Raw genomic sequence first — 25,599 nt, forward strand, 5'->3', positions numbered from 1 at the left:
CTCGTCGAACGTAAGCAACCTGGGTGAACGGAAGATGAACTGGGGCGGGCGACGTGGTGTCCCTAACCGGTGTCAAGAGATTCCGCTTAGCCCTTCGGCGGGCCGGCTGTCCACGATGCGGTCACCCCGCAACCCCGGGTAATCCGGGGCCTCACGGGACACACGCGACCTGTCCCGCTTCCTCCCCCGGCACCCCGTTCCGCTCCCTGGACCGGACCATCCGACCGGGGGACCCCGCCGAGGAGATCCATGTCACTCCCCGGGGGCCCCTCCACCCGCTCCGCGCACCCGCTCCGCGCACCCGGCCCGGCTCCCTCCGGTGGCACCGCGCCGCGACCCTGCCGACACTGGGATCGTGCGCCCGGCTACAGCGACGGCAGCGGCCGTCACCACCCTGATCGGTGTCGGCGCGGCCGCGGTAGTGGCCGGCCGGTACGCCAGCGACGTCGCCCTCAAGGCGCCGTCCGGACGTCCCCTGCCCGGAGATCCCAAACTGACCGTGCACGCCACGGGCCCCGAACGGATCACCCTCACCCGCAGCCTCGCCTCCCTGCGCCCCGGTACCTACGGAATGGCGGCCCCGGGGCTGCACGCCGTCGTCGGACCCGTCCTCGACCGCGTCCCGCACACCGCCGACACCGTCGTCCGCCGCCTGGAACGGGTCGAGCTCGGCACCCCGGCCCCCGGCGCCCGCGTCCGCCTCACCCCGCAGCTGCACCGCGGCACCCCCACCACCGCCCTCGGTCTCCCCCACGAGGACGTCGAGATCCCCGGCGAACTCGGCCCCCTGCCCGCCTGGCTCGTGCCCGGCCCCCGCACCACCTGGGTGATCGCCCTGCACGGCCTCGGCACCACCCGCGAGCACCCGCTGAACGTCGTCTCCTTCTTCAGCCACCGCAAGATCCCCGTCCTCATCCCCGCCTACCGCGGCGACGAAGGCGCGCCCCCGTCCCCGGAAGGCCTCGCCCACCTCGGCGACTCCGAGTGGCGGGACGTCGACGCGGCCATCCGCTACGCCGTCCGCCGCGGCGCCGCCAAGGTCGTCCTGCACGGCTGGGGCACCGGCGCCTCCGCGGCGCTGCGGGCCGCCGCCGAATCCGGGGTGCGCGACCGGATCTCCGGCCTCGTCCTCGACTCCCCGGTCCTCGACTGGGAGGTCACCCTCCGCCACCTCGCCGCGGCCCGCCACGTCCCCGGACCCCTGCTGCCGCTCGCCGTCCGTGCCGCCCAGGGCAGGACGGGGCCGCACGGCGACCGCCTCAGGGCCGCCTCCGAACCCGACGCCCTGCGCGTCCCCGTCCTCCTCCTGCACGGCCCCGACGACACCATCGCCCCCTGGGAGACCTCCGTCGAACTCGCCGCCCGCCGCCCCGACCTGGTCAGCCTCCAGACCGTCCGCCAGGCCCCGCACGCGGCCATGTGGAACGCCGACCCGGTCCGCTACGAGGAGTCCCTCCGCCGCTTCCTCACCCCACTGCTCTGACGACCGCCCCCGGAAGCCGCTCAGGAGCGGCGCTCCGGGCGGCAGTACGGGGGCAGTCGTGACGGGGCTGCGGATTCCGATTGGGCTTTCGGGCCGTCAGCGGGAAGACTGCCCCCGTGACGTCTCGAAAGCCCGATGAACCATTGGCGCGCAACTCCAGACTCCGACTCGTCCGCCCGCGGGCCCTGGCCACCGCCCGACGGGCCGTGACGACCCGGCGCACCCGGCCGGCGCCGCGGCCGCCCGAGGGCACTCCGCCCCGCGCGGAACTCGCCCGCCAGGCCCGGCAGGTCCTCGCCGACGCCGTACGGCTCGCCCGCTGGGCGGCCGTGGAGCGCGGGACCGACATCGCCCCCGGCACCGGGGCGGCACCCGCCCCCGCCAGGGAACGGGCCTCGGCCGCACTGAACCTGACGCCCGGCCAGATCAAGGCCGGCTGGGACCGCGCCCGGCTGGCCGGCCTCGTCGAACTGCACGGCGACACCGTCCGCCCCGGCTGGCGGCTGCACGCCTGGGACCGCGACGACTCCGCCGTGCTGCGCGGCTGGGTCGCCCTCTTCGACGCCTGGTCGCTGGTCCACCCGGCCCCGGAGGGCGTCGAGCCGACCGCCGTCGCCGAGGTCGTCGAGGCCGTCCCGCAGGTGCTCTCGCTCCTCCAGCTCTCCCAGGGCCCGGTCCTCGTCCCGGCCCTCCTCGACCTCCTCGGCCAGCGCGTCGAGGAGCTCCGCGAGGAGCGCTGCGAGGTCCCCGTCGCCGAGCAGGCCCCGCCGAGCACCCCCGGCACCGACGGACTCCCCGCCCTCCTCGACTGGGCTCTCGAAGGCCTGGCCGCCGTCGGCGCGCTCACCCTCGATCCCGGCGCCGAGGGACGTCACGCCACCCTCACCCCGCTCGGCAACTGGGCGGTCTGGGTCAAGCTGGAGCAGATCTGCGTCGCCGCGCAGAGCCCCGCGGGCAACATCGAGCAGTCCGCCGAGGACATGCTCCGCGGCTGCGCCCGGCTCACCCCGGGACCGGCCCGCGACGAGTACCGCGCCTGGCTCGCCGCCCGGACCCTGTCCAGCGCGGTCACCGAGCTCCTCGCCGTCGCCCGGGGCGAGGACGCCCTGCTGCGCGGGCTCGCCTTCGAGGCGCTCCGGGTCGTCGGAGCCCCCGCGGAGGCCGAGGTCCGCGCCACCCTCGCCGAGCCCTCGCTGCGGCCGTACGCGCTGCTGTGGCTCGCGGAGTACGACGGCGCCGACCCCGACGACGCCCAGGAGGTGCTGACCCGCGAGGAGGCGACCTGGCTCTGGGTGGACACCGCCGCGGCCGTCGCCGACCACGGCGAGAGCGCGCTGCTCGTCCGGCACCTCGACTCGGCCGTGCAGGGCACGGTCCCGGCCCTCCTCGACGAGGTCAGGGCCGTCGGCCACCCCCGTACCGTCCAGGTCCTGGTCGCGCTCGCCGCCGCCCACCCCGACCCGGCCCTGGCCAAGGCGGTCCGCCGCGCCGCCTTCCAGGTCCACACCGGGGGAGCCTGAGCTCCGGGGCCCGAGATCCACACCGGGGGAGCCTGAGCTCCGGGGCCCCAGATCCACACCGGGGGAGCGGGGGTCGGACGGGCCCTCAGCCGGTCATCGAGCCGGGGGCGTACGTGCCGAAGCTCCACACGTTGCCCTCGGCGTCCCGGGCCGTGTAGTCCCGGGCGCCGTACTCCTGGTCCGTCGGCGGCATCACGATCTCGACGCCCTGCGCCAGCGCGCGGGCGTGGTGCTCGTCGACGTCGGCCACCCGCACGTACACCGCGACCGGTCCGCCGCCGGTCATGAGCCGGTCGAACTCGGAGCCGGTGCCCTTGCTGCCGAGCATCACCATGCCGTTCCCGAACGAGAGCTCGGCGTGCGCCACCCGGCCGTCCTCGGTCTCGTAGACGGCGTGCTCGGTGAAGCCGAAGCCCTCCGTGAGCTGCTTGATCGCCGCCTTCGCGTCCTCGTACCGCAGGGCCGGACAGATGTCGGGGGTGTCAGGCATCCCGATCGCTTCCTCTCGCACTGCCGAATGTGACCTGGATCTCAGTCTGGCAGCCGCCGCCGACAAGTCAGCGGAAGGTGTTGCACTGGGCCATGTCGCCCGTCTTGTAGCCCTGGTAGAACCACTGCTGCCGCTGGGCCGCCGAGCCGTGCGTCCAGTTCTCCGGCGTCACCCGGCCCTGGAACTTCTCCTGGATCCGGTCGTCGCCCACCGCGGCCGCCGCGTCCAGGCCGTCCCGGATGTCGTCGTCGGTGAGCCGGGTCAGCAGCAGCCGGCCCGTCTTGTCGTCGGGCGTGGTCGTCGCGTGGCGCGCCCAGACCCCGGCGTAGCAGTCGGCCTGGAGCTCGACCCGGACGGCGTTGGAGTTCGCGCCGGTCCGGCCGTCCTGGGCGCGGCTGAGGGTCCCCATCAGGTTCTGGATGTGGTGGCCGTACTCGTGCGCGATCACGTACGCCTGGGCGAAGGGCCCGCCGTTCGAGCCGAACTTGGTGCGCAGCTCCTCGAAGAAGCCGAGGTCCAGATAGACCTGCCGGTCGCCGGGGCAGTAGAAGGGCCCCACGGCGGAGGTCGCCGAGCCGCAGGCGGTGCCGACCCGCTGGGTGAACATCACGGTGGCGGCGTTCCCGTAGGTGCCGCCGCGGCGCGCGTACTCGCCGCGCCAGAAGTCCTGGACGCTGTTGACGACGGCGACGATCCGGCAGTCCTCGCGCGTGTTGGCGTCCGAGCCCTTCCGGCAGGTCTGGTTCACCTGGGTCGCGGACGAGGAGCTCGCGGCCGGTTCGTCGCCGCCGCCGGAGAGCCCCAGCTGATCGGGGCCCACGCCGAACAGGACGCCCAGGATCAGCGCGATGAGACCGATGACGCCGCCGCCCACGGTCGCCTTGCCGCCCGGGATGCGACTGTTCCGGACGTCCCGTACCTCCGAGGTGTCCAGGTCGGCGTCGTCGTCGAACTGCACGGTCCACCACCCTCCGCGTCACTGCCGCGGCAGTGGCCGCCGCCCTGCGCCGAGTATCGGATGATCTCGCCCACATCGCCCCTTTTAGGCGTCATGGGCGGTAGAGGGTGATAACTCCGTAGGTGTCCCGTGCCTCACATGGCCGAAAACCAGTTGCAGAAGCCCGTTAGACTGGCTGTATGGCCATTCTCCTTTGGGTGCATTAGCGGCGTCGAAGCCCGCCACCAGTCGTCCTTCCGCCGTTTCCCACCGCCCTGGAGTCTGTCCGTGATCACCGCTTCCGGCATCGAGCTGCGCGCCGGCGCCCGCGTCCTCATCGAATCCGCTTCCTTCCGCATCGCCAAGGGCGACCGCATCGGCCTCGTCGGCCGCAACGGAGCGGGCAAGACCACCCTCACCAAGTGCCTCGCGGGCGAGGGCCAGCCGGCCGCCGGCGCCATCGCCCGCTCCGGCGAGGTCGGCTACCTCCCGCAGGACCCGCGCACCGGTGACCTCGACGTCCTGGCCCGCGACCGCATCCTCTCCGCCCGCGGCCTCGACACCCTCCTCAAGAAGATGCGGATGAACGAGGAGCGCATCGCGACCGGCGCCGGCGCCACCCGCGAGAAGGCGCTGCGGCAGTACGAGCGCCAGGAGACCGAGTTCCTCACCAAGGGCGGTTACGCGGCCGAGGCGGAGGCCTCCACCATCGCCGCCGCCCTCGGCCTTCCCGACCGTGTGATGGGCCAGCCGCTGCACACCCTCTCCGGTGGTCAGCGCCGCCGCGTCGAGCTCGCCCGCATCCTCTTCTCGGACGCCGACACGCTGCTCCTCGACGAGCCCACCAACCACCTCGACGCCGACTCCATCGTCTGGCTCCGGGACTACCTGAAGACCTACCGCGGCGGCTTCATCGTCATCTCCCACGACGTCGACCTGGTCGAGACCGTCGTCAACAAGGTCTTCTACCTGGACGCCAACCGCTCCACCATCGACGTCTACAACATGGGCTGGAAGCTCTACCAGCAGCAGCGCGAGGCCGACGAGAAGCGCCGCAAGCGCGAGCGCCAGAACGCCGAGAAGAAGGCCGCCGCGCTCAACTCGCAGGCCGACAAGATGCGCGCCAAGGCCACCAAGACCGTCGCCGCGCAGAACATGGCCAAGCGCGCCGAGCGCCTCCTCTCGGGCCTTGAGGCCGTCCGCGTCTCCGACAAGGTCGCCAAGCTCCGCTTCCCGGACCCGGCGCCCTGCGGCAAGACCCCGCTGACCGCCGAGGGGCTCTCCAAGTCCTACGGCTCGCTGGAGATCTTCACCGACGTCGACCTCGCGATCGACAAGGGCTCCCGCGTCGTCATCCTCGGCCTCAACGGCGCCGGCAAGACGACCCTGCTCCGCCTGCTCGGCGGCGTCGAGACGCCCGACACCGGCGAGGTCACCCCGGGCCACGGCCTGAAGCTCGGCTACTACGCCCAGGAGCACGAGACGCTCGACCCCGAGCGGACCGTTCTGGAGAACATGCGCTCGGCCGCGCCCGACCTCGACCTCGTCGACGTCCGCAAGACGCTCGGCTCCTTCCTCTTCTCCGGCGACGACGTCGACAAGCCGGCCGGTGTGCTCTCCGGCGGCGAGAAGACCCGTCTCGCCCTCGCGACCCTGGTCGTCTCCTCGGCGAACGTGCTGCTCCTCGACGAGCCGACCAACAACCTCGACCCGGCCAGCCGCGAGGAGATCCTCGGCGCCCTGCGGACGTACAAGGGCGCCGTCGTCCTCGTCACCCACGACGAGGGCGCCGTGGAGGCGCTCGACCCGGAGCGGATCATCCTGCTCCCGGACGGCGTCGAGGACCTGTGGGGCCCCGACTACGCGGACCTGGTGGCCCTGGCCTGACCCGGCCGGCGGCCCCGGATGCGCCCGAAAGGGTGCTTCCCGGGCCCGGAGTGATCATGCGGGGCTGGATCATTCGGCTCATCGGTGATCCTTCATCTGAGTGAGGGTCTCTGGTACACCCCGGCGCGGTGCTCTGCCGAATCCTTCCGGCAGACCCGCGCCGCACGTGTGTTCCCCCGCCGTCGCTGACCTGCCACTTCCCGTCCTGACCGGTATGTACGGACCCTTCCCCGGCTACGGAATTCGTTGCTCCGTTTGTGATGACGCCGTACTCCTCCGCAAACCCGGCGGCACGGACCTTGTCGAATGGGTGGCCAGGAGGGCGGGGAGGGGTGATCATGAGAAGTCCAGAGCGCACTTCCCATGAGGAGGCACGGGTGGCCGAGACTCTGAAGAAGGGCAGCCGGGTGACCGGCGCCGCGCGCGACAAGCTCGCGGCAGACCTGAAGAAGAAGTACGACTCCGGTGCGAGCATCCGGGCGCTGGCCGAGGAAACCGGCCGCTCCTACGGATTCGTCCACCGGATGCTCAGCGAGTCCGGAGTCACGCTGCGTGGACGCGGCGGAGCGACACGGGGCAAGAAGGCGGCCTCGGTCTGACATAGGGGCGGCTCGACCGGCCACCGGATCCCTCGGTGGCCACCCGGTCGGCCCTGCGGTCGACCGAGTGGTTACTGTGCAGTCACTTAGCATCCCCATGCAGTGCTGCACCGGAACCGGAGGCGCCCCCATGACGACGCTCGAAGACTCTGAGCCCGTATTCGACAAGGACGGTGTACGGCTCACCGTCGAAGACGCCGTTGCCACGGTGACCCTGACCAACCCGGCGAAGCGCAACGCTCAGTCTCCCGCTCTGTGGCGGGCGTTGACGGAAGCCGGGCGGTCACTGCCGGGCAGCGTGCGGGTCGTGGTCCTGCGCGGTGAGGGCAAGTCCTTCTCCGCCGGGCTCGACCGGCAGGCGTTCACGCCCGAGGGCTTCGACGGAGAGCCGTCCTTCCTCGACCTCGCACGCGGTTCCGACGAGGACCTCGACCGCGAGATCGCCGAGTACCAGGAGGCGTTCACCTGGTGGCGCCGCAGCGACCTCGTGTCGATCGCGGCCGTCCAGGGGCACGCCATCGGCGCGGGCTTCCAGCTCGCCCTCGCCTGCGACCTGCGGGTCGTCGCCGAGGACGTGCAGTTCGCCATGCGCGAGACCAGCCTGGGCCTCGTCCCGGACCTCACCGGGACGCACCCGCTCGTCTCGCTCGTCGGCTACGCCCGCGCGCTGGAGATCTGCGCCACCGGCCGCTTCGTGCACGCGGAGGAGGCCGAGCGCATCGGTCTCGCCAACCTGTCCGTGCCCGCCGAAGACCTCGACGCGGCCGTACGGGACCTCAGCGCCGCCCTGCTCGCGGCGCCCCGCGCCGCGCTCACCGAGACCAAGGCGCTGCTCCAGGGCGTCTCCGGCCGCTCGTACGAGGAGCAGCGCACGGCCGAGCGCGCCGCCCAGGCCCGCCGCCTGCGCGATCTGGCGGGCCTCGGCGACTGACGCGCGCCCGCGTTCAGCGCAGCTCCGACACCAGCACCGTGACCGCGGTCGCCCCACCGGCGGCCGCGGTCGCGGCGCTCCGGGCGGCGCGGGCCACGTCGAGCGGCCGCCGGCCGGCCGTCACGGCCAGTTCGATCCGCAGCCGCTCGCCCGGCCCCCGGCGCACCGGCGCCCCCAGGACGTCCGTCACGCCCGCCACCCCGTCCACCCGCAGCACCGCGAGGGCCACCGGGTCGTCCGTCGCGGGCGAGGTCCGCCCCGGCGGGGGAGCGGCGGGCCCGGCCGGCTCCGGCGCCGCGTCAAGCAGCTCCGTCACCCGCAGGTCCACTCCCGCCACCACAAGCCCGAGCCCGTCCTCCGCGGCCCCGAGCAGGGCCGCCCGCAGCTCCCCGGCCGTCTCCGGAAGCGGCCGGCCCGCCACCGCCGCGAACTCCGCCGAGATCCGCAGCGGCCCCGGCGGCAAGCCGCCCGGCGGCACGGGGAGCGGCTCGGCGCCGGGGTCCGCCGGGGACTCGGGCGAGTCCTCGGGGTCGGGCCCGACGCGGAGGGTGCCGGGCACCACCCCCCCGTACCGCGGAGGCGGCGCGGTCGAGGACCGCGCGGGCGGCCCGTTCGGTGATCCACACGCCGTCCCGTGCCGCGCCCAGGGGCAGCAGCCTGCCCGGCGCGAGGCGGTCCCGTACCGGCGTCGTCCAACCCTCAGCCGTCGTCATTCCCCCAGCCTGCCGTATCCCCGGGGCGGATCGGGGCAAGCGCCCTTAGTGTGGGCGAGGAACCCCGAACTATCACAGAAGGGGCGAAATCTGATGACTGACACCACGACCGCAGGAAACCCCACGCCCGAGGAACCGCGCCGCGCCAATGTGACCAAGCGCGGCGGCGGGGCCCCGGCCTCACGGGGCAGGACGACGATCGCCGACGGCGTCGTCGAGAAGATCGCCGGTCTCGCGGCACGCGACGTCGCCGGCGTCCACGCCATGGGCAGCGGACTCTCCCGCACCTTCGGCGCCGTACGCGACCGGGTCCCCGGCGGGGGCGGCGGCAAGGCGAGCGTCACCCGCGGCGTGAAGGCGGAGGTCGGCGAGGTCCAGACCGCGCTCGACCTGGAGATCGTCATCGACTACGGCGTCTCCATCGCCGATGTCGCGGGCGACGTCAGGGAGAACGTCATCGCCGCCGTGGAGCGGATGACCGGCCTTGAGGTCGTCGAGGTCAACATCGCGGTCAGCGACGTGAAGCTGCCCGACGAAGAGGACGAGGAGCCGGAGTCCCGGCTTCAGTAGCCATCACGGCGGCACGGGCACGGAAGGGGCTCAGGATGAGCATGGCGATGGTCGGCCTGGTGGCCGGCATGGCCCTCGGCTTCGCCGGGTACTTCGGCGGCTTCGGGGCGTTTCTCCTGGTCGCGGCCTTGGGGGCGATCGGCTTCGTGGCCGGCCGCTTCCTCGACGGCGACCTGGAGGCAGGCGATCTGTTCCGGGGCCGCGGCCGCGGCGACCGGCGGCGGTGACGGCGGGGTGGTGACGGACCTGGCGCGCGACCGGGGGGCGACGAGGATCGCCGACCGGGTCGTCGCGAAGATCGCCGCCCAGGCGGCCAAGGAGGCCCTCGACCGGGTGCCCGAAGGCGGCTCGAAACCGCACGCCTCGGTCGTCGTCCACCGGGACGTCGCCCGGGTCTCCGTCAGCCTCGAACTCGACTACCCGTCCGACGTCGGCCGCCAGTGCGGGGCCGTCCGGGGCCGGGTACGCACCCGCGTGGAGGAGCTCGCCGGCATGGAGGTCCACGAGGTCACCGTCCACGTCGAGCGCCTCCACTCACCGCTCACCCGCCAGTCCGCACACCGGGACCGCCTCTCATGAGCACCCCGACCCCGGACCCGCCGCCCGCCGGGGAGCCCGGCGCGGTACCCGTCCTCGCGGACGCCCCCGAGAGTCCGGTCCGCCGCTTCTGGGCGGTGCGCCGCATCCCCGCCGCGCTCCTCGCGGCGGTCGTCCTCGGCGGGGCGGGACTGCTCCTGTACGACGTGGCCGCCGTGCGGGCCGACCACTCCGCGATGGCCTGGCGGCGGGAGCTCGCCGACGCCCTCGCGACCCGGCCGCTGGACAGCGCGGCGGTCGTCGTCGGCGCGGCCGTCGCCGTCGTCCTCGGCGTCTGGCTGCTCGTCCTCGCCGCCACGCCCGGACTGCGCGCGGTGCTCCCGATGCGCCGCGAACACGCCGACGTACGGGCCGGTCTCGACCGAGAGGCCGCGGCGCTCACCCTGCGCGACCGGGCGATGGAGGTCTCCGGGGTGCAGTCGGTCCAGGTGCGGTTCGGCCGCTCCAAGGTGGTCGTGCGGGCGGTCTCGCACTTCCGCGCACTCGACGAGGTCCAGGCCGACGTCGAGACGGTCCTCGCCACCGGCGTCGACGAACTCGGCCTCGCCCACCCGCCCTCGGTGACCGTACGGGTGGCCCGGCCGCGCGGGAAGGGATGAGCCGATGAGGTCCGAGGACCACGAAGGGAGGAGCCGGTGACCGTCGTCCTCCGGCGCGTCAACCGCGTCCTGCTCGGGCTCGCCGGGCTGCTGCTCGTCCTCGGCGGCGGGGGAGTACTCGCCGCCGCCCTCGATCTGCCCGTGCCGTCCTGGTGGCCCTGGTCGGGCCCCTCCGACGTGCTGCTCTCCACCGCCGACCGGCAGCGCTGGCGCGCCGAGGGCTGGTGGTGGCCGGTGGTCATCGCCGTCCTCGGGCTCGTCGTCCTGCTCGCCCTGTGGTGGCTGCTCGTCCAGTTCCGGCGGGCCCGGCTCGCCGAGGTCCTCGTCGACACCGGCGACGGCGAGGAGGCGATCCTGCGCGGCCGCGCCCTGGAGAGCGTCCTGGAGGCGGACGCGGCGGCCCAGGAGGGCGTCGCCAGGGCCCGGGTCTCCCTCACCGGCCGCCGGAGCGCCCCCCGTACCCGCGTCGCCCTCCTCCTGGAGCCGTACGCCTCCCCGGGGGACGCCCTGAGCGCCCTCAGCACCGAGGCCCTCGCCCACGCCCGTACGTCGACGGGCCTGCCCGCCCTGCCCACCGAGGCGCGGCTGCGGGCCGTCAAACACCGGGCCCGCCGCGTGACCTGACGGCGGGCCGTACGCGAGGGTGCTCAGAAGCCGCTGCGGGCGCCGCCGTCCACCGGGAGCATGAGGCCCGTCAGGTAGGAGGCGGCCGGCGACAGCAGGAAGGCCGCGGTGCGCCCGAACTCCTCCGGGGTGCCGTAGCGGCGCAGCGGGATCCGGGCCTCGTTCGCCGCGCGGGCCGCGTCCGCGTCGCCGGAGAGCGCGTCGAGGGAGCGGACCCGGTCGGTGTCGATCCGGCTCGGCAGCAGGCCGATCACGCGGATGCCGCGCGGTCCCAGGTCGTCGGAGAGGGACTTGGCGAATCCGGCGAGGCCGGGCCGCAGGCCGTTGGAGATGGTCAGGCCGGGGATCGGCTCGTGGACGGAGCCGGAGAGCACGAAGCCGATCACACCGCCCTCGGTGAGCGTCTCCGCCGCCGCGCGGGCCAGCCGTACGGCGCCGAGGAAGACGGTGTCGAAGGCGGCCGTCCACTGCTCGTCGGTGTTGTCCGCCGCGAAGCCGGGCGCCGGGCCGCCGACGCTGATCAGGATGCCGTCGAAGGCGCCGAACCGGGCCCGGGCCTCGGCGATCAGCCGGGCCGGGGTCTCCGGGTCGGCGTTGTCGGCGGCGATCCCGGCCGCGCCCTCGCCCAGTTCGGCCACCGCGTCGGCGACCGTCTTCTCCTCGCGCCCGGTGACGAGCACCTTGGCGCCCTCGGCGAGCAGCGCCTCCGCCGAGGCCCGGCCGAGCCCTCGGGTCGCGCCGGTCACCACGTACACACGGTCCTTCAGTCCAAGATCCATGGCCCTATCCTGCCGTTTCCGGCGCGGCGAGCGCGAAGGCGGTGCCCACCAGGCCGATGTGGCTGAAGGCCTGGGGGAAGTTGCCCAGCTGGCGGCCGGCCACCGGGTCGTACTCCTCGGCCAGGAGCCCCACGTCGCTGCGGAGGGCGACCAGCCGTTCGAAGAGCTCGCGGGCCTCCCGCGTCCGCCCGGTCAGCCGCAGGGCGTCCGCGAGCCAGAAGGAGCAGACGAGGAAGGTCCCCTCCTGCCCCGGCAGTCCGTCCACGGCGGCCGTGCCCGCGGCGTCGGGCACGCTGTAGCGCCGCACGAACCCGCCGTGCGTCAGCTCGGCCCGTACGGCGTCCACCGTGCCCACCACCCGGGGGTCGTCCGGCGGCAGGAAGCCGACCCGGGGGATGAGCAGGGTGGCGGCGTCCAGCTCCCGGGAACCGTAGGACTGGGTGAAGGTGTTCCGCACCGGGTCGTACGCGCGGGCGCACACCTGCGCGTGGATCTCGTCGCGCAGGGCCCGCCAGCGCGTCGCGTCCCCCGGCAGCGAGGGGTCGGCCTCCAGGGTGCGGACCGCGCGGTCGGCGGCCACCCAGGCCATCACCTTCGAGTGGGTGAAGTGGCGGCGCGGCCCGCGCACCTCCCACAGTCCCTCGTCGGGTTCCCGCCAGGTCGACTCCAGGAAGCCGAGCAGGCTCAGCTGGAGGTTCCAGGCGTGCCGTTCCGCCGGGATCCCGGCCTCGCGGGCGAGGTGCAGCGAGTCCATCACCTCGCCGTACACGTCGAGCTGGAACTGGTCCACGGCCGCGTTGCCGGTGCGCACCGGCACCGAGTCGGCGTAGCCGCGCAGCCACGGCAGGGTCGTCTCGGGGAGCCGGCGCTCCCCGGCGGGGCCGTACATGATCTGGAGGTCGGCGGGGTCGCCGGCGACGGAGCGCAGCAGCCAGTCCCGCCAGGCGGCGGCCTCCTCGACGTATCCGGCGGCGAGCAGCGCGCCGAGGGTGAGGGAGGAGTCGCGCAGCCAGCAGGCCCGGTAGTCCCAGTTCCGTACGCCGCCGAGCTCCTCGGGCAGCGAGGTGGTGGGGGCGGCCATGATCCCGCCGGTCGGGGCGTACGTGAGGGCCTTGAGGGTGATCAGGGAGCGGAGCACCGGCTCCCGGTGGGGGCCTTCGTAGGTGCAGCGGGCCGACCAGTCCCGCCAGTCGGCGAGGGTCTGCTCCAGGGCTTCGTAGGGGTCGACCCGTGCGGGGCGCGGTTCGTGCGAGGGGTGCCAGGTGAGGACGAAGGCGACCCGCTCGCCGGCGGCGACGGTGAAGGAGGAGCAGGTGGAGAACTGCTGGCCCCAGGTCTTCACGGGGGGTTCGCTGCGCAGCCAGACGGCGTCGGGTCCGGCGACGGCGACCCGGTGGCCGTCGGAGCGGCGCACCCAGGGCACGATCGAGCCGTAGTCGAAGCGCAGCCGCAGGACGGCGCTCATCTCGACGCTGCCGCTGACGCCTTCGACGATCCGCATCAGGTCGGGTGCCTGGTCCCGCTGCGGCATGAAGTCGACGACCTTGACGGTGCCCGTACGGGTCTCCCAGTACGTCTCGAGGACCAGGGTGTCCTCGGCGTACCGGCGTCCGGTGCAACTCGTGGCGCCTTTGGGGGCGATCCGCCAGTGGCCGTTGTTCTCGTCGCCGAGGATGGCGGCGAAGCAGGCGGCCGAGTCGAAGCGGGGCAGACACAGCCAGTCGACCGATCCGTCGCGGCCGACGAGCGCGGCGGTCTGGAGATCGCCGATGAGGGCGTAGTCGTCGATACGTTGCGTCACGCTTTGGGCTGTTCCCGGAAGCGGCGCCGGTCAATCAGCGGGACGGGACGGCCTCGACCGGCGCTGTGTCGTCCTCCGGGGCGGCAGGGGCTCCGGAGGCCTGTGCCGCCTGCCGGTCGCGCTTCTCCCGGCGCACCAGGATCACCCAGCCGACGGGTACCCCGGCCGTGAACAGCCACCACTGGACGGCGTACGCCATGTGCGCGCCGATCGAGTCGTGGTCGGGTTCGGCGATCGTCTCGGGGGAGCCGTTCGCCGGGGCGGGCGCGGTCAGCTCCAGGTAGCCGCCGAGCACCTCTCGGCCGGTCAGTTCGGCCTGCTGGCGGCTGTTGATCAGCATCACCTGGCGGTCCGGCAGGCCCTTCAGGTCCTTGATGCCGCTGGCGCCGGTCGTCTCGTCGGCCTTGAGCCGGCCGGTGACGGTGACCTCGCCCTTCGGCGCGGGCGGCACCTCGGGGTAGCTGCGCTGGTCGGCGGCGCCCGGCACCCAGCCGCGGTTCACCAGGACGAGCCTGCCGTCCTTCAGGACCAGCGGGGTCAGGACGAGTGCGCCCACCCGGTCGTCGGACGAGGTGCGCCGGCGGACGACCACCTCGTGGGCGGTGTCGAAGGTGCCGGTCGCGGTGACCGGCCGCCAGTAGTCGGCGCGCGGGACGGTGTGACTGGGCGAGGTGAGCTCCTCGACCGGCACCGGCTTCGCCTTGAGGTTGTCCGCGATCAGGTTGTTCTGGGCGACCCGGCGCTCGTGCCGGTGGAACTGCCAGAAGCCCAGCTCGATCATCGTCGGCATGAGGACGAGGGCGACGAGGGTGAGGATCACCCACTGTCGGGACAACAGGAAGCGGTACACCCCACGACCGTACAACCCGGTCGCGAGGTGCACGCACGGGGGGTTCGGGTCGGTTCGCCCGGCCGCCCAGGATCGTTTCCTCACACCCTGTCGACGATTCCCACCTTTCCCTCCGCGCGGGCGCAGTGGCCGCCGCAGTACCAGCTGCCGTCGACCTCGACGCCCTGTCCGATGATCTGGACCCGGCAGTGCTCGCAGATGGGCGCCATCCGGTGGATGGCGCAGGAGAAGCAGTCGAAGACGTGCACCGCGCCCTGCGCGTGCACCTCGAAGGACATGCCGTAATCGTTTCCGCAGACCTCACAACGTGCCATGCGCCACAGGGTGGGGCTCCCCGGCGGGCGCGCGCAGCACGGCACGCCCGCCGGGGCGGGGGTGTCACCCGTCTGCCGGGGTCACGTCCCGCAGCAGCTGCGTGTAGGCGGCCTCGTCGACGACCGGCGTGCCGAAGGACTTGGCCTTGAGGGTCTTGGAGGTCGCCGAGTCCGGGTCGTTGGTGACGAGCAGGCTCGTCAGCCGGGAGACGCTGGTGGCGACGTGCAGCCCCGCCTCGACCGTGCGGTCCTCCAGGAGTTCGCGGTCGACGGAGGTGTCCCCGGAGAAGGCGACCCGCATGCCCTGCTTGAGCGGTTTGTCCGACTCGTAACGTCCGGGGTTGGGGTACGGGCAGGCCGGGCGCTTCCGCGAGGGCCGCCAGCCGCTCGACCCGTAGGAGGACTGCTGCCCGATCCGCGGCCGCGCGGGCGCCGAGGCCCACTCGGTCAGCGGCCGGCACTCCAGGAGCGGCAGCCGGACGTTCCGCTCGGCCGCCGCGTGCAGGCTCGGCCGGAACGCCTCCGCGAGGACCCGCGCGTCGTCCAGCGCGTTGTGCGCGCGCTGCTGCACGACGCCGAAGTGCGCGGCGAGCGACTCCAGCTTGTGGTTGGGCAGCGGCAGCGACAGCTCCTTGGCGAGCGCGATCGTGCACAGCCGCTGCCGCACCGGGGCGGCCGACTCCGCGCGCGCGTACTCCCTGGCGATCATCTGCCAGTCGAACATCGCGTTGTGCGCGACGAGCACCCGTCCGTCGAGCCGCGCCGCGAACTCCGCCGCGATCTCCGGGAAGAGCGGCGCGCCCTCCAGGACGTCGCTGGTCAGCCCGTGGATCCAGACGGGGCCGGGGTCGCGCTCGGGGTTGACCAGCGTGTACCAGTGGTCCTCGACGTTCCCCTGGGCGTCGAGCCGGTAGACGGCAGCCGACACTATCCGGTCGTCGCGGGCGAGTCCGGTGGTCTCCACGTCGACGACCGCGTACCCCTGTGGGTAGGCGGCCGGCCACGTCGCTGCTGTCGTACGGTCGTCAAACACGGTCACTGAGAATACGGCCCGCGACCGACAACCCGGTCCCCGGTGTCCCCCGAGGCCCCCGCGAGCAGCCCGTCGACCAGTGCCCGTACGGACTCCACGAAGAGCTGCTCGGTGTCGATCGGGGCGGCGAGGGCCCGGGCGAGCGGCCCGTCGGCCTCGGCGTCCTCCCCGCGCCAGAGCTCCTCCTCGGCGGGGGACTGGGCGGGGGCGCGTTCGCGGTTGCGTTCGACGAGGACATAGCCGACGACCTGGAACTGGAGGGCGCGCACGGAGCGCGCGGCGGCCGCCCCGCGCAGGCCCGCCGCGTGCGCCTCGTGGACCAGGGCGCGCTGGGCCGGCAGGAACATCCGCTCGGTGAGGCCCCGTTCGTGGACCATCGCGACGAGGTGCGGGCGCTCGCGGAGGGCGCGGCGCAGGGCGCGGGCGACGGACACCATCCGCTCGGCCGGGGTCGCCCCCTGCGGGCGGAGGGTGCCGAGGTCGGCGACCGTGCGGGCGACGAGCGCGTCGAGCAGCGACTCGCGGTTGCCGACGTGCCAGTAGATCGAGGTGACGGCGGTGCCGAGTTCGGCCGCCAGCCTGCGCATGGTGAGGGCGTCCGGGCCGTGTTCCCTCACCAGGGCGGCGGCGGTGTCCAGTATCTCGTCGCGGCTCAGTGCGGAGCGTGCCATCGCATCCCCCAATTCCTCTGCGTGCACGGGTCTTTACCGTTCATCGCCGTCGGTGTAACTGTGTTACAGGCCGACGATCCCGAAGGGTGGTACGTCATGGCACGAGTACGGTACGGGGCGCGCAGCGACGCGGAGGCGGCGGCGGCCCGAGAGCGGTCCGCCAAGCTCCCCGACATCTGGTCCACGGGGGTGGTCGCCGTCTGGGAGACCGACCCCGACGTCATCGCGGCGGTCCTGCCGCCCCCGCTGAAACCCACCGCGCGCCCCCTCGTGCGGGTCAACATCAGCCAGGTCGACCTGCCCGGCTACCCCCTCGGCGCCGGCTCGGTCGCGGTCGCCGCGGCCCACGGCGACCGCGAGGGCTGGTATCCGCTGGTCATGCCGATGACCCACGAGCGGGCCCTGATCGGCGGCCGCGAGGTCTTCGGCGAGCCGAAGAAGCTGGGCGAGGTCACCGTCGAGCGCGACGGGCTCGTCGTCCGCGCCGCCCTCGCCCGGCACGGCATCGCGTTCGTGGAGGTGCGCGGCGCGGTCTCGGGGCCGCTGCCGGTACCCGGGCCGGTCGAGAAGACCGACTTCTACTTCAAGTTCCTCCCGGGCGTGGAGGGCACGGGCTTCGACGCCGACCCCGTCCTCGTCCACTGCGTCCGCAACGAGAAGGTGCGGAAGCTGGAGCGGATCACCGGGGACGTGGTGCTGCGCGAGTCCATGTACGACCCGGTCGCCGACCTCCCGGTGCGCCGGCTCGTCGAGATCACGATCGGCGAGAAGACCACCGACCAGAAGGGCACGGTCGCCGAACGCGTCTCGGCCCAGGCCCTGCTGCCGTACGTCCACCAGCGCTACGACGACCCGCTCCAGATCCTCGACGGCCCCCCGGAAGGAAGTGTCTGATGGAGCTGCGTGAGGGACAGGTCGCCGTCGTCACGGGCGCGGCGAGCGGCATCGGGCTCGCGATGGCCCGCCGCTTCGCCGCCGAAGGGCTCGCCGTCGTCCTCGGGGACGTGGAGCGGGGTGCGCTCGAGGAGGCCGCCGACGAGCTGATGGCGAGCGGGGCGCAGGTCCTCGCCCGTACGGTCGACGTCTCCGACCCCGAGGAGGTCCGGGCGTTCGCGGACGCCGCCTACGACACCTTCGGCGCCGTCCACGTCCTCTGCAACAACGCCGGCGTCGGCTCCGGCGCCGAGGGCCGCATGTGGGAGCACGAGCCCAACGACTGGAAGTGGGCCTTCTCGGTCAACGTCTGGGGCGTCTTCCACGGCATCCAGGCCTTCGTCCCGCGGATGCTCGCGGGCGGCGAACCCGGCCACATCGTCAACACCTCCTCGGGCGACGGCGGCATCGCCCCGCTGCCCACCGCCTCCGTGTACGCGGTCACCAAGGCGGCCGTCGTCACCATGACCGAGTCGCTGTACGCGCACCTGAGGGCGGAGAAGGCCCGGGTGGGCGCCTCCGTGCTCTTCCCCGGCCCGCACATGCTCCGCACCGGCCTGTGGGAGTCGCACCGCAACCGGCCCGAGCGGTACGCCAAGCAGAAGCCGCGGCGCACCCCGTACCGCAGTCTCGACCAGTACGAGGCCGCGATGAAGGAGGCCGGCCACGAGGTGAACTTCACGCCCGTCGAGGACGTCGCCGAGCACGTCGTCGACGGCATCCGCGCCGACCGCTTCTGGATGCTGCCGCCGAGCGAGCACAGCGACCGCCAGATCAGGGCGCGTTCGCAGGCGATGCTCGACCGCGCCAACCCGTCCTACCTGGAGAGCTTCATCCTCGACCGGACCGACCGGACCGACCGCGACTGAGGAGACCGCACGATGACCTACGAGGACCCGTACCTGATCATCTCCTCCGACTGCCACGCCGGGCTGCCGACCGAGGAGTACCGGCCCTATCTGGACTCCCGCCACCACCGCGCCTTCGACGAGTTCCTCGCCGGGCGCGAGGCGCGCCGGGAGGCGATGACCCGCCTCGGCGTGCGCAACGAGGCCTTCGCCGACAAGTGGTTCCACGACAACGAGGAGGGCCTGCGCGGCGGCTGGGACGCGACCCAGCGGCTCAAGGAGCTCGACGGCGACGGTGTCGCGGCCGAGGTCGTCTTCCCCGACGCGGACGCCGTCGACAGCCAGACCGCCGCCCCCTTCGGCGTCGGCCTCGGCCTCTCCGGCGACCAGGACCCCGAGCTCGGCATGGCGGGCGCCCAGGCCCACAACCGCTGGCTCGCCGAGTTCGTCGGGCAGAACCCGGAGCGGCACCGCGGGGTGGCGCTGCTCCCCGTCACCGCCGAGCCCGCGAAGGTCGTCGCCGAGATCCACCGGGCCAAGGAGTCCGGACTCGGCGCCCTGATGATCCCCTCGATGTGGGTGGACAAGGCCCCGTACCACGACCGGCGTTACGACCCGGTGTGGGCCGCGGCGGCCGAGACCGGCATGCCCGTCGTCACGCACTCGGGTGCGGCGCCGCGCGAGGAGTACGGCGACCACCTCGGGATCTACGTCTCCGAGGTCACCTTCTGGCCGGCCAGGCCGCTCTGGTTCCTGCTCTGGTCCGGGGTCTTCGAGCGCCACCCCGGCCTGCGGTTCGGCGTCGCCGAGTCCGGCTGCTGGTGGCTGCCGAACCTGCTCTGGTTCATGGACCGGCTCTACCTGGGCGCGCACGGCGGCAAGAAGCTGTCGCCGTTCGCGGAGCTGAAGCGCCCGCCGAGCGAGTACCTCGACCGGCAGGTCTTCGTCTGCGCCACCAACACCAAGCGGCGCGAGCTCGCCCAGCGGTACGAGATCGGCGTCGACAACATCCTGTGGGGCTCCGACTTCCCGCACCCGGAGGGCACCTGGCCGGCCACGCGCGCGTGGCTGCGGAACACCTTCCACGACATCCCCGTCGAGGAGACCCGGCGGATGCTCGGCCTGGCCGCGGCCGAGGTCTTCGGCTTCGACGTCGCCGCCCTCGAACCGATCGCCCGCCGCATCGGCCCCACCCCCGCCGAGCTCGGCCAGTCGCCCGACCAGGAGGCCGTGGAGGCGTCCTGGGCGCGCTCGCGGGAGGTGGGCCGCCACTGGCTGACGGAGCACGACTTCCCGGTCCTCGGAACGAACTGAGGGGGGCGGGGACATGGACAGGTACACCGTCATCTCCGCCGACTGCCACGCGGGCGCCGACCTCCTGGACTACAAGCCGTACCTGGAGAAGAGGCACCACGACGACTTCGACGCCTGGGCGGCGACGTACGTCAACCCGTACGAGGACCTCCTCGCCGACACCGCCGACCGCAACTGGAACTCGCGACGCAGGCTGCGGGAGCTGGAGGAGGACGGCGTCGTCGCCGAGGTCGTCTTCCCCAACACGATCCCGCCGTTCTTCCCCAAGGCCTCGCTGATGGCCCAGCCGCCCACCCGCGCCGAGTACGAGCAGCGCTGGGCCGGGCTCCAGGCGCACAACCGCTGGCTGGCCGACTTCTGCGCGGACGCCCCGGGGCGCCGGGCGGGCGTGGCGCAGATCCTCCTCAACGACGTCGACGCGGCGGTCGCCGAGATCCGCCGCACCCGCGAGGAGGGCCTCACCGGCGGCATCCTGCTGCCCGGCGTCCCGCCCGGCTCGCCCGTCCCCGAGCTCTACTCGGAGACGTACGACCCGATCTGGGCGGTCTGCGCCGAGCTCGACGTGCCGGTCAACCACCACGGCGGCTCGGCCTCGCCGCCGCTCGGCGACGAACCGGCGGCCCGGGCGGTCTTCATGGTGGAGACCACCTGGTTCTCCCACCGGGCCCTGTGGCACCTGGTCTTCGGCGGCGCGTTCCGCCGCCACCCGGGGCTCAAGCTGGTCCTGACCGAGCAGGGCTCCGGCTGGATCCCGGGCGTGCTCGACATGCTGGACTACTACCACGGGCGCCTGGTGTCGGCCGCGACGAAGGCCTCCACCGCCGAGTCCAAGTTCGGCGCCGGGCTCGCCGAGTCCATGGGCAAGGGCCCCAGCGAGGTGTGGCGCGACAACTGCTTCGTCGGCGCGAGCTTCATGCGCCCGCACGAGGTGCCGCTGCGCGGCCGGATCGGCCTCGACAAGATCATGTGGGGCACCGACTACCCGCACGACGAGGGCACCACCCCGTACTCCCGCGAAGGCCTCCGCATCGCCTACGCGGGGCTGCCGAGGGACGAGGTCGCCGCCATGGTCGGGGGCAACGCCGCCCGCGTCTACGGCTTCGACCTCGCCTTCCTCGACCGGCTGGCCGCCGTCCACGGCCCGACGGTCGCGGAGATCGCCGAGCCGCTCGGGGAGGTGCCGGCCGGCGCCACCAGCCCGGCCTTCGCCCCGGGCGGGTCGGTCCGCGTCTGGTGACCCGGCGGGTGCGACCCTCCTGACGTGATGTCACCCACCGCACCGGACGCCGCGCACGACGAGGCCCACGGCGGCGGCCTCGGCTCCCGTCTCAACTGGCTCCGGGCCGCCGTGCTCGGAGCCAACGACGGGGTCGTCTCCACCGCGGGCCTCGTCGTCGGCGTCGCCGGCGCCACCGAGTCCCAGGCCGCCCTGCTCACGGCGGGCCTCTCGGGGCTGCTCGCCGGCTCGATGTCGATGGCGGCGGGGGAGTACGTCTCGGTCTCCACCCAGCGCGACTCCGAGAAGGCCGCGCTCGCCCAGGAGAAGCGCGAACTGCGCGAACAACCCGAGGCCGAGCTCCGCGAGCTCACCGGCCTGCTCGCCGCCCGCGGCCTCTCCGCGGACGTGGCCCGCGAGGCCGCCGTCCAGCTCACCGAACGCGACGCCCTGCGCGCCCACGCGCGCGTGGAGCTCGGCATCGACCCCGACGAACTCACCAACCCCTGGCACGCGGCCGGCGCCAGCTTCCTGGCCTTCACCGTCGGCGCCCTGCTCCCGCTCCTCGCGATCGTCCTCCCGCCGGCCTCCGCCCGGCTCCTCGTCACCGTCCTCTCCGTCCTCGCGGCCCTCACCCTCACCGGCTGGTGGAGCGCCCGCCTGGGCAGCGCCCCGGCCGCCCCCGCCGTCCTCCGCAACGTCGCCGGCGGCGCCCTGGCCATGGCCGTCACCTACGGCGCCGGCTCCCTCCTGGGCGCGGCCGGGGTCTGAGGGGCGCCTTGTCGAAAGGTGCCAAAGCTTGCTGACAAGCTGTCTCACTTACTTGTAAGTAATCACGTCTAGTCGCGTCCGCCCGCCGCCTCTACCGTCGACGGCATGCCGAACCTGCCCGATGTCGTGCTCTGGTCCATACCGGCGTTCGTCCTGCTCACCGTCCTGGAGATGGCCGCCCACCGGATCCACCCCGACGAGGACGCCGCCGGGTACGAGGCCAAGGACGCCGCCTCCAGCATCGGCATGGGCCTGGGGAGCCTCTTCTTCGACGCGCTGTGGAAGATCCCCGTCGTCGCGATCTACACGGCCGTGTACGAGCTGACCCCGCTCCGCGTCCCCGTCCTCTGGTGGACGATCCCGCTCATGCTGCTCGCGCAGGACTTCCTCTACTACTGGCAGCACCGCGGACACCACGTCATCCGCGTCCTCTGGGCCTGCCACGTGGTCCACCACAGCAGTCGGAAGTTCAACCTCAGCACCGCCCTGCGCCAGCCGTGGACCGGTGTCACGGGCTGGCCGTTCTACCTGCCGCTCATCGTGCTCGGCGTGCACCCGGCGGCCCTCGCCTTCTGCTACTCGGTCAACCTCGTCTACCAGTTCTGGATCCACACCGAGCGGATCGGGAAGCTGCCCCGCCCCTTCGAGTACCTCCTCAACACGCCCTCGCACCACCGCGTCCACCACGCCTCCCAGGGCGGCTACCTGGACCGGAACTTCGGCGGAATCCTGATCATCTGGGACCGGATGTTCGGCTCCTGGGCCGGCGAGACCGAGCGCCCCGTCTACGGGCTCACCAAGAACATCGAGACCTACAACCCGCTGCGCGTCGCCACCCACGAGTACGCCGCCATCGCCCGCGACCTGCGCGCCGCGCACGGCTGGCGCGAGCGGGCCGGACGGGTCTTCCGCGGCCCCGGCTGGCAGCCAGGACCCCCGACCCCGACGACCGCGCCCACCCCCACCGCACCGGAGCCCGCAGCGTGACCACCAGCACGACCACCCCCGTCACCACCCGCCCCGTCCCGGCCGCGGTCTCCCGCGCGCTCCTCGCCGCCTTCGCGCTCGCGGCCGCCGTCGACCTGGGCTCCCTGCTCGTCGGCGCGGAGCTCGGCCACCAGCTCGCCAAGCCGCTGCTGCTGCCGCTGCTCGCCGCGTACGCCGTCACGCGCGGCGCCCCCGGCCCGCTCACCGCCGCCCTCCTCCTCGGCTGGGGCGGCGACGTCTTCCTGCTCTCCGGCGCCGACTGGGCCTTCCTCGTCGGCATGGGCTCCTTCGCCGCCGGACACGTCTGCTACCTGTCCCTCTTCGGGCGGAGGCGTACGTCCCCGGCGCTCGGCGCGCTGTACGCGGTCGTCCTCGCCGCCACGGTCACCCTCCTGTGGCCCGACCTCCCCGCCGAGCTGCGGATCCCCGTCACCGGCTACTCGCTGCTGCTCACCGCGATGGCCTACCGGGCGAGCTCCCTCGGCCTCCTGGCCGGCCTCGGCGGCGCCCTGTTCCTGCTGTCCGACACCCTCATCGCCACCGGCATCGCCGAGTGGCCCCAGCTGCCGGCGCCCGACTTCTGGGTCATGCTGACCTACATCGCGGCGCAGTACCTGCTGACTGCGGGAGCGCTCCGCGCGATGTACGGTGAACGTCGTATGACCGTCTGACAGCGAGGAACGCAGCCATGCGCGCCACCACCATCCACGCCCCGTTCGACATGCGCGTGGAGGACGTGCCCGACCCGGTCATCCAAGACCCCACCGACGTCGTCCTGCGCGTGCTCCGCGCCTGCATCTGCGGCAGCGACCTCTGGGCCTACCGCGGCGAGTCCGCCCGGCAGCCCGGCCAGCGGATCGGCCACGAGTTCCTCGGCATCGTCGAGGCGGCCGGCTCCGAGGTCACCGGCTTCGCCGCCGGCGACCTCGTCGTCGCGCCCTTCGTCTGGTCCGACGGCACCTGCGAGTACTGCGCCGAGGGCCTCCAGACCTCCTGCCCCCGCGGCGGATTCTGGGGCTCGGCCGGCTCCGACGGCGGCCAGGGCGAGGCCGTCCGCGTGCCCTTCGCCGACGGCACCCTGGTGAAGCTGCCCGCCGAGGCCGCCTCCGACGACCGGCTGCTCACCGCGCTGCTCGCACTCTCCGACGTCCTGGGCACCGGCCACCACGCCGCCCTCGGCGCGGGCGTGCGGCCCGGCTCCACCGTCGCGGTCGTCGGCGACGGCGCGGTCGGCCTCTGCGGCGTCATCGCGGCCAAGCGCCTGGGCGCCGAGCGGATCATCGCCCTCGGCCGGCACACCGTCCGCACCGACATCGCCCGCCTCTTCGGCGCCACCGACGTCGTCGCCGAGCGCGGCGAGGCCGCCGAGGCCGCCGTCCGCGAGCTGACCGGCGGCCAGGGCGCGCACGGCGTGATCGAGGCCGTCGGCACCGAGCAGTCGATGCGCACGGCCGTCGCCATCGTCCGCGACGGCGGCTCCATCGGCTACGTCGGCGTCCCCCACGGCAGCGGCACCGGCCTGGACCTCGACGTCATGTTCGACCGGAACATCGCCCTGCGCGGCGGCGTCGCCCCCGTCCGCGCCTACATCCCGGAGCTGCTGCCCGACGTCCTCTCCGGCGCCATCGACCCGTCCCCGGTCTTCGACCTCACGGTCGGCCTCGACGGCGTCCCCGGCGGCTACAAGGCCATGGACGAGCGCACGGCCCTGAAGGTCCTGGTCAAGCCGTGACCCAGGCGGGGGCGTCGGCCCCCGCCAGGCCCGGCGGCCGCGACCAGTCCGCCGGGCTTCCCTCGTACGACACCGGCGACAGCGCGTACCGCAGCCGGCCCAACGGCCCCTCGGACTCCGCGAGATACCGGGCGGAGTCGAAGGGGGCACCGCCCGTGTCCCGGATGCCGCCGGGGAGCGGCAGCGTGCCCGTCAGCCAGTGGCCCGTCTGCGCCAGCGCGAGCCGTACGAGCCGCCCGCCGCCCTCCGTCCGCTGCTCGGTCAGCGAGCGCAGCACCGCCGCCGCGAGCAGATAGCCGGTGCCGTGGTCGAGGGCCTGCGCGGGCAGCGCGCCGGGCTCCTCCACCGAACCCTCCACGGCCGCGATGCCGGTGGCGACCTGCACGAGGGAGTCGAAGCCGCGCCGCTCGCGCCACGGCCCGTAGTCGCCCCAGGCGGAGAGCCGGGCCGTCACCAGGCCCGGCCGGTGCAGGTCGAACCGGTCGAGCGCGCCCGGCCGGTAGCCGGTCACCAGCACGTCGGCGGAGTCCAGGAGTTCGTCGAAGGTGCGCCGGTCCGACGGCCTGTCCAGGTCGAGCGCGGCGGTCCGCTTGCCGACGTCCGTGTCCGCGTGCTGGTCCGGCAGCTCGGGGTTGCCCGGCGGGTCGATCCGCAGCACGTCCGCGCCGAGCAGCGCCAGGGTCCGGGTGGCGACGGGCCCGGCGATGACCCGGGTGAGGTCGAGCACCCGCAGCGGGCCGGTACGGCGCCGGGGCGGGGCCTCGTCGAGCCGCTCCCGGGTCAGCAGCGGCCGCGCCGCCACCTCCCGGCCCTGCTCGCTCGCGGCCCACTCGTCGGGCGTGCGCAGGGCGACGGCCAGGCCTCCGGCCGCGTACACCGCCGTCTCGACCTCGACGGCCTTCCGCTCGCCGATCGCCGCCGCGACGGCCTCGACGGAGTCGGCGGCGCCCAGCGCGGAGAGCAGCGCGGCCCGGTGGTGCGGGTAGTTGGCGTGGGTACGGACCCAGCCGTCGGCCGCCCGCCAGAACCGCGACAGCGGCGCGAAGTTCACCGGCGCCCGCCCGTCGACCCGCAGATGACGCTCGCTCACGAAGGCGGTGGCGACGGCCCCGTCGTCGACCCGTACCGGCCCCGGCAGGCCCGCGTGCTCCACGGCGGCGAGCGAGCAGGCGGCGACGGTCGCGCGCGCCAGGTCCATCACCGGCAGGCGCGCGGGCAGCAGCCCCGGACGTCCGTCGTACTCCACCCGGTCGACCAGGGCGGGATCGCCGCCGAGGGCCGACCACAGCAACTCCGTACCGGAACGCACTGTGTTGTCCATGACAGCACTATGGCACTCAGTGCCACGCAAAGGGCCCCGGTGTGGCACAGCACACCGGGGCCCTCCTCACCGGACCTCC

The 25,599-nt window shown here is 73.6% G+C and carries 28 protein-coding genes; 18 read left to right on the forward strand and 10 right to left on the reverse strand.

Features of this window, described 5'->3' with window-relative positions:
* The first annotated feature begins 355 nt into the window (after positions 1-355).
* Together ACZ7G1_RS32325 and ACZ7G1_RS32330 are read left to right on the forward strand one after the other, a co-directional pair.
* A complete protein-coding gene (locus ACZ7G1_RS32325; protein WP_470878254.1) occupies positions 356-1,483 on the forward strand; it encodes an alpha/beta hydrolase in 1,128 nt (375 codons plus the stop codon).
* A 116-nt stretch (positions 1,484-1,599) separates the two neighbouring features.
* Positions 1,600-3,003 carry a hypothetical protein gene (locus ACZ7G1_RS32330; RefSeq protein ID WP_470878252.1) on the forward strand — a complete coding sequence of 468 codons (1,404 nt, stop codon included), beginning with the start codon at positions 1,600-1,602 and terminating at the stop codon, positions 3,001-3,003.
* Positions 3,004-3,088: 85 nt separating this feature from the next.
* Here the strand turns inward: ACZ7G1_RS32330 and ACZ7G1_RS32335 are convergent, their stop codons facing one another.
* Both ACZ7G1_RS32335 and ypfJ read right to left on the reverse strand, forming a co-directional pair.
* Positions 3,089-3,493, reverse strand: a complete 405-nt coding sequence (locus tag ACZ7G1_RS32335) for a VOC family protein (protein ID WP_470878250.1) — start codon at positions 3,491-3,493, stop codon at positions 3,089-3,091.
* A gap of 67 nt (positions 3,494-3,560) precedes the next feature.
* Positions 3,561-4,451, reverse strand: a complete 891-nt coding sequence (ypfJ, locus tag ACZ7G1_RS32340) for a KPN_02809 family neutral zinc metallopeptidase (protein ID WP_470878249.1) — start codon at positions 4,449-4,451, stop codon at positions 3,561-3,563.
* Positions 4,452-4,718: 267 nt separating this feature from the next.
* Here ypfJ and ACZ7G1_RS32345 point away from each other — a divergent pair, with 267 nt between their 5' ends.
* From ACZ7G1_RS32345 to ACZ7G1_RS32355, 3 genes are all read left to right on the forward strand, one after another.
* On the forward strand, positions 4,719-6,317 hold the full coding sequence (locus tag ACZ7G1_RS32345; RefSeq protein WP_470878247.1) for an ABC-F family ATP-binding cassette domain-containing protein: 1,599 nt from the start codon (positions 4,719-4,721) through the stop codon (positions 6,315-6,317).
* A gap of 377 nt (positions 6,318-6,694) precedes the next feature.
* Entirely contained in the window at positions 6,695-6,916 is a 222-nt protein-coding gene (locus tag ACZ7G1_RS32350; RefSeq protein WP_024756249.1) for a helix-turn-helix domain-containing protein, read from the forward strand.
* Positions 6,917-7,046: 130 nt separating this feature from the next.
* A complete protein-coding gene (locus ACZ7G1_RS32355) occupies positions 7,047-7,847 on the forward strand; it encodes an enoyl-CoA hydratase/isomerase family protein (protein ID WP_470878245.1) in 801 nt (266 codons plus the stop codon).
* A 13-nt stretch (positions 7,848-7,860) separates the two neighbouring features.
* Here ACZ7G1_RS32355 and ACZ7G1_RS32360 read toward each other — a convergent pair whose 3' ends face one another.
* Positions 7,861-8,406 carry a hypothetical protein gene (locus ACZ7G1_RS32360; protein ID WP_470878243.1) on the reverse strand — a complete coding sequence of 182 codons (546 nt, stop codon included), beginning with the start codon at positions 8,404-8,406 and terminating at the stop codon, positions 7,861-7,863.
* Positions 8,407-8,653: 247 nt separating this feature from the next.
* Between ACZ7G1_RS32360 and ACZ7G1_RS32365 the strand changes: the two genes are divergently transcribed.
* The 5 genes from ACZ7G1_RS32365 to amaP are packed head-to-tail and all read left to right on the forward strand — an operon-like array spanning position 8,654 to position 10,950.
* Entirely contained in the window at positions 8,654-9,130 is a 477-nt protein-coding gene (locus ACZ7G1_RS32365) for an Asp23/Gls24 family envelope stress response protein (protein WP_470878241.1), read from the forward strand.
* A gap of 35 nt (positions 9,131-9,165) precedes the next feature.
* Positions 9,166-9,357, forward strand: a complete 192-nt coding sequence (locus ACZ7G1_RS32370) for a hypothetical protein (protein ID WP_470878239.1) — start codon at positions 9,166-9,168, stop codon at positions 9,355-9,357.
* A 7-nt stretch (positions 9,358-9,364) separates the two neighbouring features.
* Positions 9,365-9,709, forward strand: a complete 345-nt coding sequence (locus tag ACZ7G1_RS32375) for an Asp23/Gls24 family envelope stress response protein (RefSeq protein WP_470878237.1) — start codon at positions 9,365-9,367, stop codon at positions 9,707-9,709.
* The gene (locus tag ACZ7G1_RS32380) at positions 9,706-10,326 is read left to right on the forward strand and encodes a DUF6286 domain-containing protein (protein WP_470878235.1); all 621 of its coding nucleotides are present in this window, start codon (positions 9,706-9,708) and stop codon (positions 10,324-10,326) included. Before ACZ7G1_RS32375 ends, ACZ7G1_RS32380 begins: the two co-directional genes overlap by 4 nt.
* Before the next feature lie 36 nt (positions 10,327-10,362).
* Positions 10,363-10,950 carry an alkaline shock response membrane anchor protein AmaP gene (gene amaP, locus ACZ7G1_RS32385; RefSeq protein ID WP_470878233.1) on the forward strand — a complete coding sequence of 196 codons (588 nt, stop codon included), beginning with the start codon at positions 10,363-10,365 and terminating at the stop codon, positions 10,948-10,950.
* A gap of 23 nt (positions 10,951-10,973) precedes the next feature.
* Here amaP and ACZ7G1_RS32390 read toward each other — a convergent pair whose 3' ends face one another.
* The 6 genes from ACZ7G1_RS32390 to ACZ7G1_RS32415 all read right to left on the reverse strand — a co-directional run bounded on the left by ACZ7G1_RS32390 (position 10,974) and on the right by ACZ7G1_RS32415 (position 16,398).
* Positions 10,974-11,729, reverse strand: a complete 756-nt coding sequence (locus ACZ7G1_RS32390; protein ID WP_470878231.1) for an SDR family oxidoreductase — start codon at positions 11,727-11,729, stop codon at positions 10,974-10,976.
* Positions 11,730-11,733: 4 nt separating this feature from the next.
* Positions 11,734-13,530, reverse strand: coding sequence for a glycoside hydrolase family 15 protein (locus ACZ7G1_RS32395; protein WP_470878229.1), 1,797 nt, complete (start codon positions 13,528-13,530; stop codon positions 11,734-11,736).
* Positions 13,531-13,564: 34 nt separating this feature from the next.
* Positions 13,565-14,380: an SURF1 family cytochrome oxidase biogenesis protein gene (locus ACZ7G1_RS32400; RefSeq protein ID WP_470878227.1), complete on the reverse strand. Its 816-nt coding sequence runs from the start codon at positions 14,378-14,380 to the stop codon at positions 13,565-13,567.
* Positions 14,381-14,460: 80 nt separating this feature from the next.
* Positions 14,461-14,694 carry a hypothetical protein gene (locus tag ACZ7G1_RS32405; RefSeq protein ID WP_402462705.1) on the reverse strand — a complete coding sequence of 78 codons (234 nt, stop codon included), beginning with the start codon at positions 14,692-14,694 and terminating at the stop codon, positions 14,461-14,463.
* A 64-nt stretch (positions 14,695-14,758) separates the two neighbouring features.
* Complete coding sequence (locus ACZ7G1_RS32410) at positions 14,759-15,733, reverse strand: DEDDh family exonuclease (protein ID WP_470878225.1); 975 nt, start codon at positions 15,731-15,733, stop codon at positions 14,759-14,761.
* Complete coding sequence (locus ACZ7G1_RS32415; RefSeq protein ID WP_470878223.1) at positions 15,730-16,398, reverse strand: TetR/AcrR family transcriptional regulator; 669 nt, start codon at positions 16,396-16,398, stop codon at positions 15,730-15,732. The genes ACZ7G1_RS32410 and ACZ7G1_RS32415 overlap by 4 nt, the downstream gene beginning before the upstream one ends.
* Positions 16,399-16,494: 96 nt before the next feature.
* On the opposite strand from ACZ7G1_RS32415, the gene ACZ7G1_RS32420 reads away from it, so the two are divergent.
* From ACZ7G1_RS32420 to ACZ7G1_RS32455, 8 genes are all read left to right on the forward strand, one after another.
* On the forward strand, positions 16,495-17,292 hold the full coding sequence (locus ACZ7G1_RS32420) for an acetoacetate decarboxylase family protein (protein ID WP_470878221.1): 798 nt from the start codon (positions 16,495-16,497) through the stop codon (positions 17,290-17,292).
* Positions 17,292-18,200: an SDR family NAD(P)-dependent oxidoreductase gene (locus ACZ7G1_RS32425; RefSeq protein WP_470878219.1), complete on the forward strand. Its 909-nt coding sequence runs from the start codon at positions 17,292-17,294 to the stop codon at positions 18,198-18,200. The genes ACZ7G1_RS32420 and ACZ7G1_RS32425 overlap by 1 nt, the downstream gene beginning before the upstream one ends.
* A 12-nt stretch (positions 18,201-18,212) precedes the next feature.
* Complete coding sequence (locus tag ACZ7G1_RS32430; protein WP_470878217.1) at positions 18,213-19,493, forward strand: amidohydrolase family protein; 1,281 nt, start codon at positions 18,213-18,215, stop codon at positions 19,491-19,493.
* Between the two features lie 13 nt (positions 19,494-19,506).
* Complete coding sequence (locus tag ACZ7G1_RS32435) at positions 19,507-20,730, forward strand: amidohydrolase family protein (RefSeq protein WP_470878215.1); 1,224 nt, start codon at positions 19,507-19,509, stop codon at positions 20,728-20,730.
* A 27-nt stretch (positions 20,731-20,757) separates the two neighbouring features.
* A complete protein-coding gene (locus ACZ7G1_RS32440) occupies positions 20,758-21,480 on the forward strand; it encodes a VIT1/CCC1 transporter family protein (protein WP_470878450.1) in 723 nt (240 codons plus the stop codon).
* Positions 21,481-21,585: 105 nt separating this feature from the next.
* Positions 21,586-22,467 (forward strand): sterol desaturase family protein, encoded by an 882-nt coding sequence (locus ACZ7G1_RS32445; RefSeq protein ID WP_470878214.1) that lies wholly within the window; start codon positions 21,586-21,588, stop codon positions 22,465-22,467.
* Positions 22,464-23,138 carry a lysoplasmalogenase family protein gene (locus ACZ7G1_RS32450; RefSeq protein WP_470878213.1) on the forward strand — a complete coding sequence of 225 codons (675 nt, stop codon included), beginning with the start codon at positions 22,464-22,466 and terminating at the stop codon, positions 23,136-23,138. The genes ACZ7G1_RS32445 and ACZ7G1_RS32450 overlap by 4 nt, the downstream gene beginning before the upstream one ends.
* 17 nt (positions 23,139-23,155) lie before the next feature.
* On the forward strand, positions 23,156-24,199 hold the full coding sequence (locus ACZ7G1_RS32455; RefSeq protein WP_470878211.1) for a zinc-dependent alcohol dehydrogenase family protein: 1,044 nt from the start codon (positions 23,156-23,158) through the stop codon (positions 24,197-24,199).
* Here the strand turns inward: ACZ7G1_RS32455 and ACZ7G1_RS32460 are convergent.
* Entirely contained in the window at positions 24,189-25,520 is a 1,332-nt protein-coding gene (locus tag ACZ7G1_RS32460; RefSeq protein ID WP_470878209.1) for a CoA transferase, read from the reverse strand. The genes ACZ7G1_RS32455 and ACZ7G1_RS32460 overlap by 11 nt on opposite strands.
* Between the last annotated feature and the right edge of the window lie 79 nt (positions 25,521-25,599).

The organism is Streptomyces sp. NPDC037273, assembly GCF_055603625.1.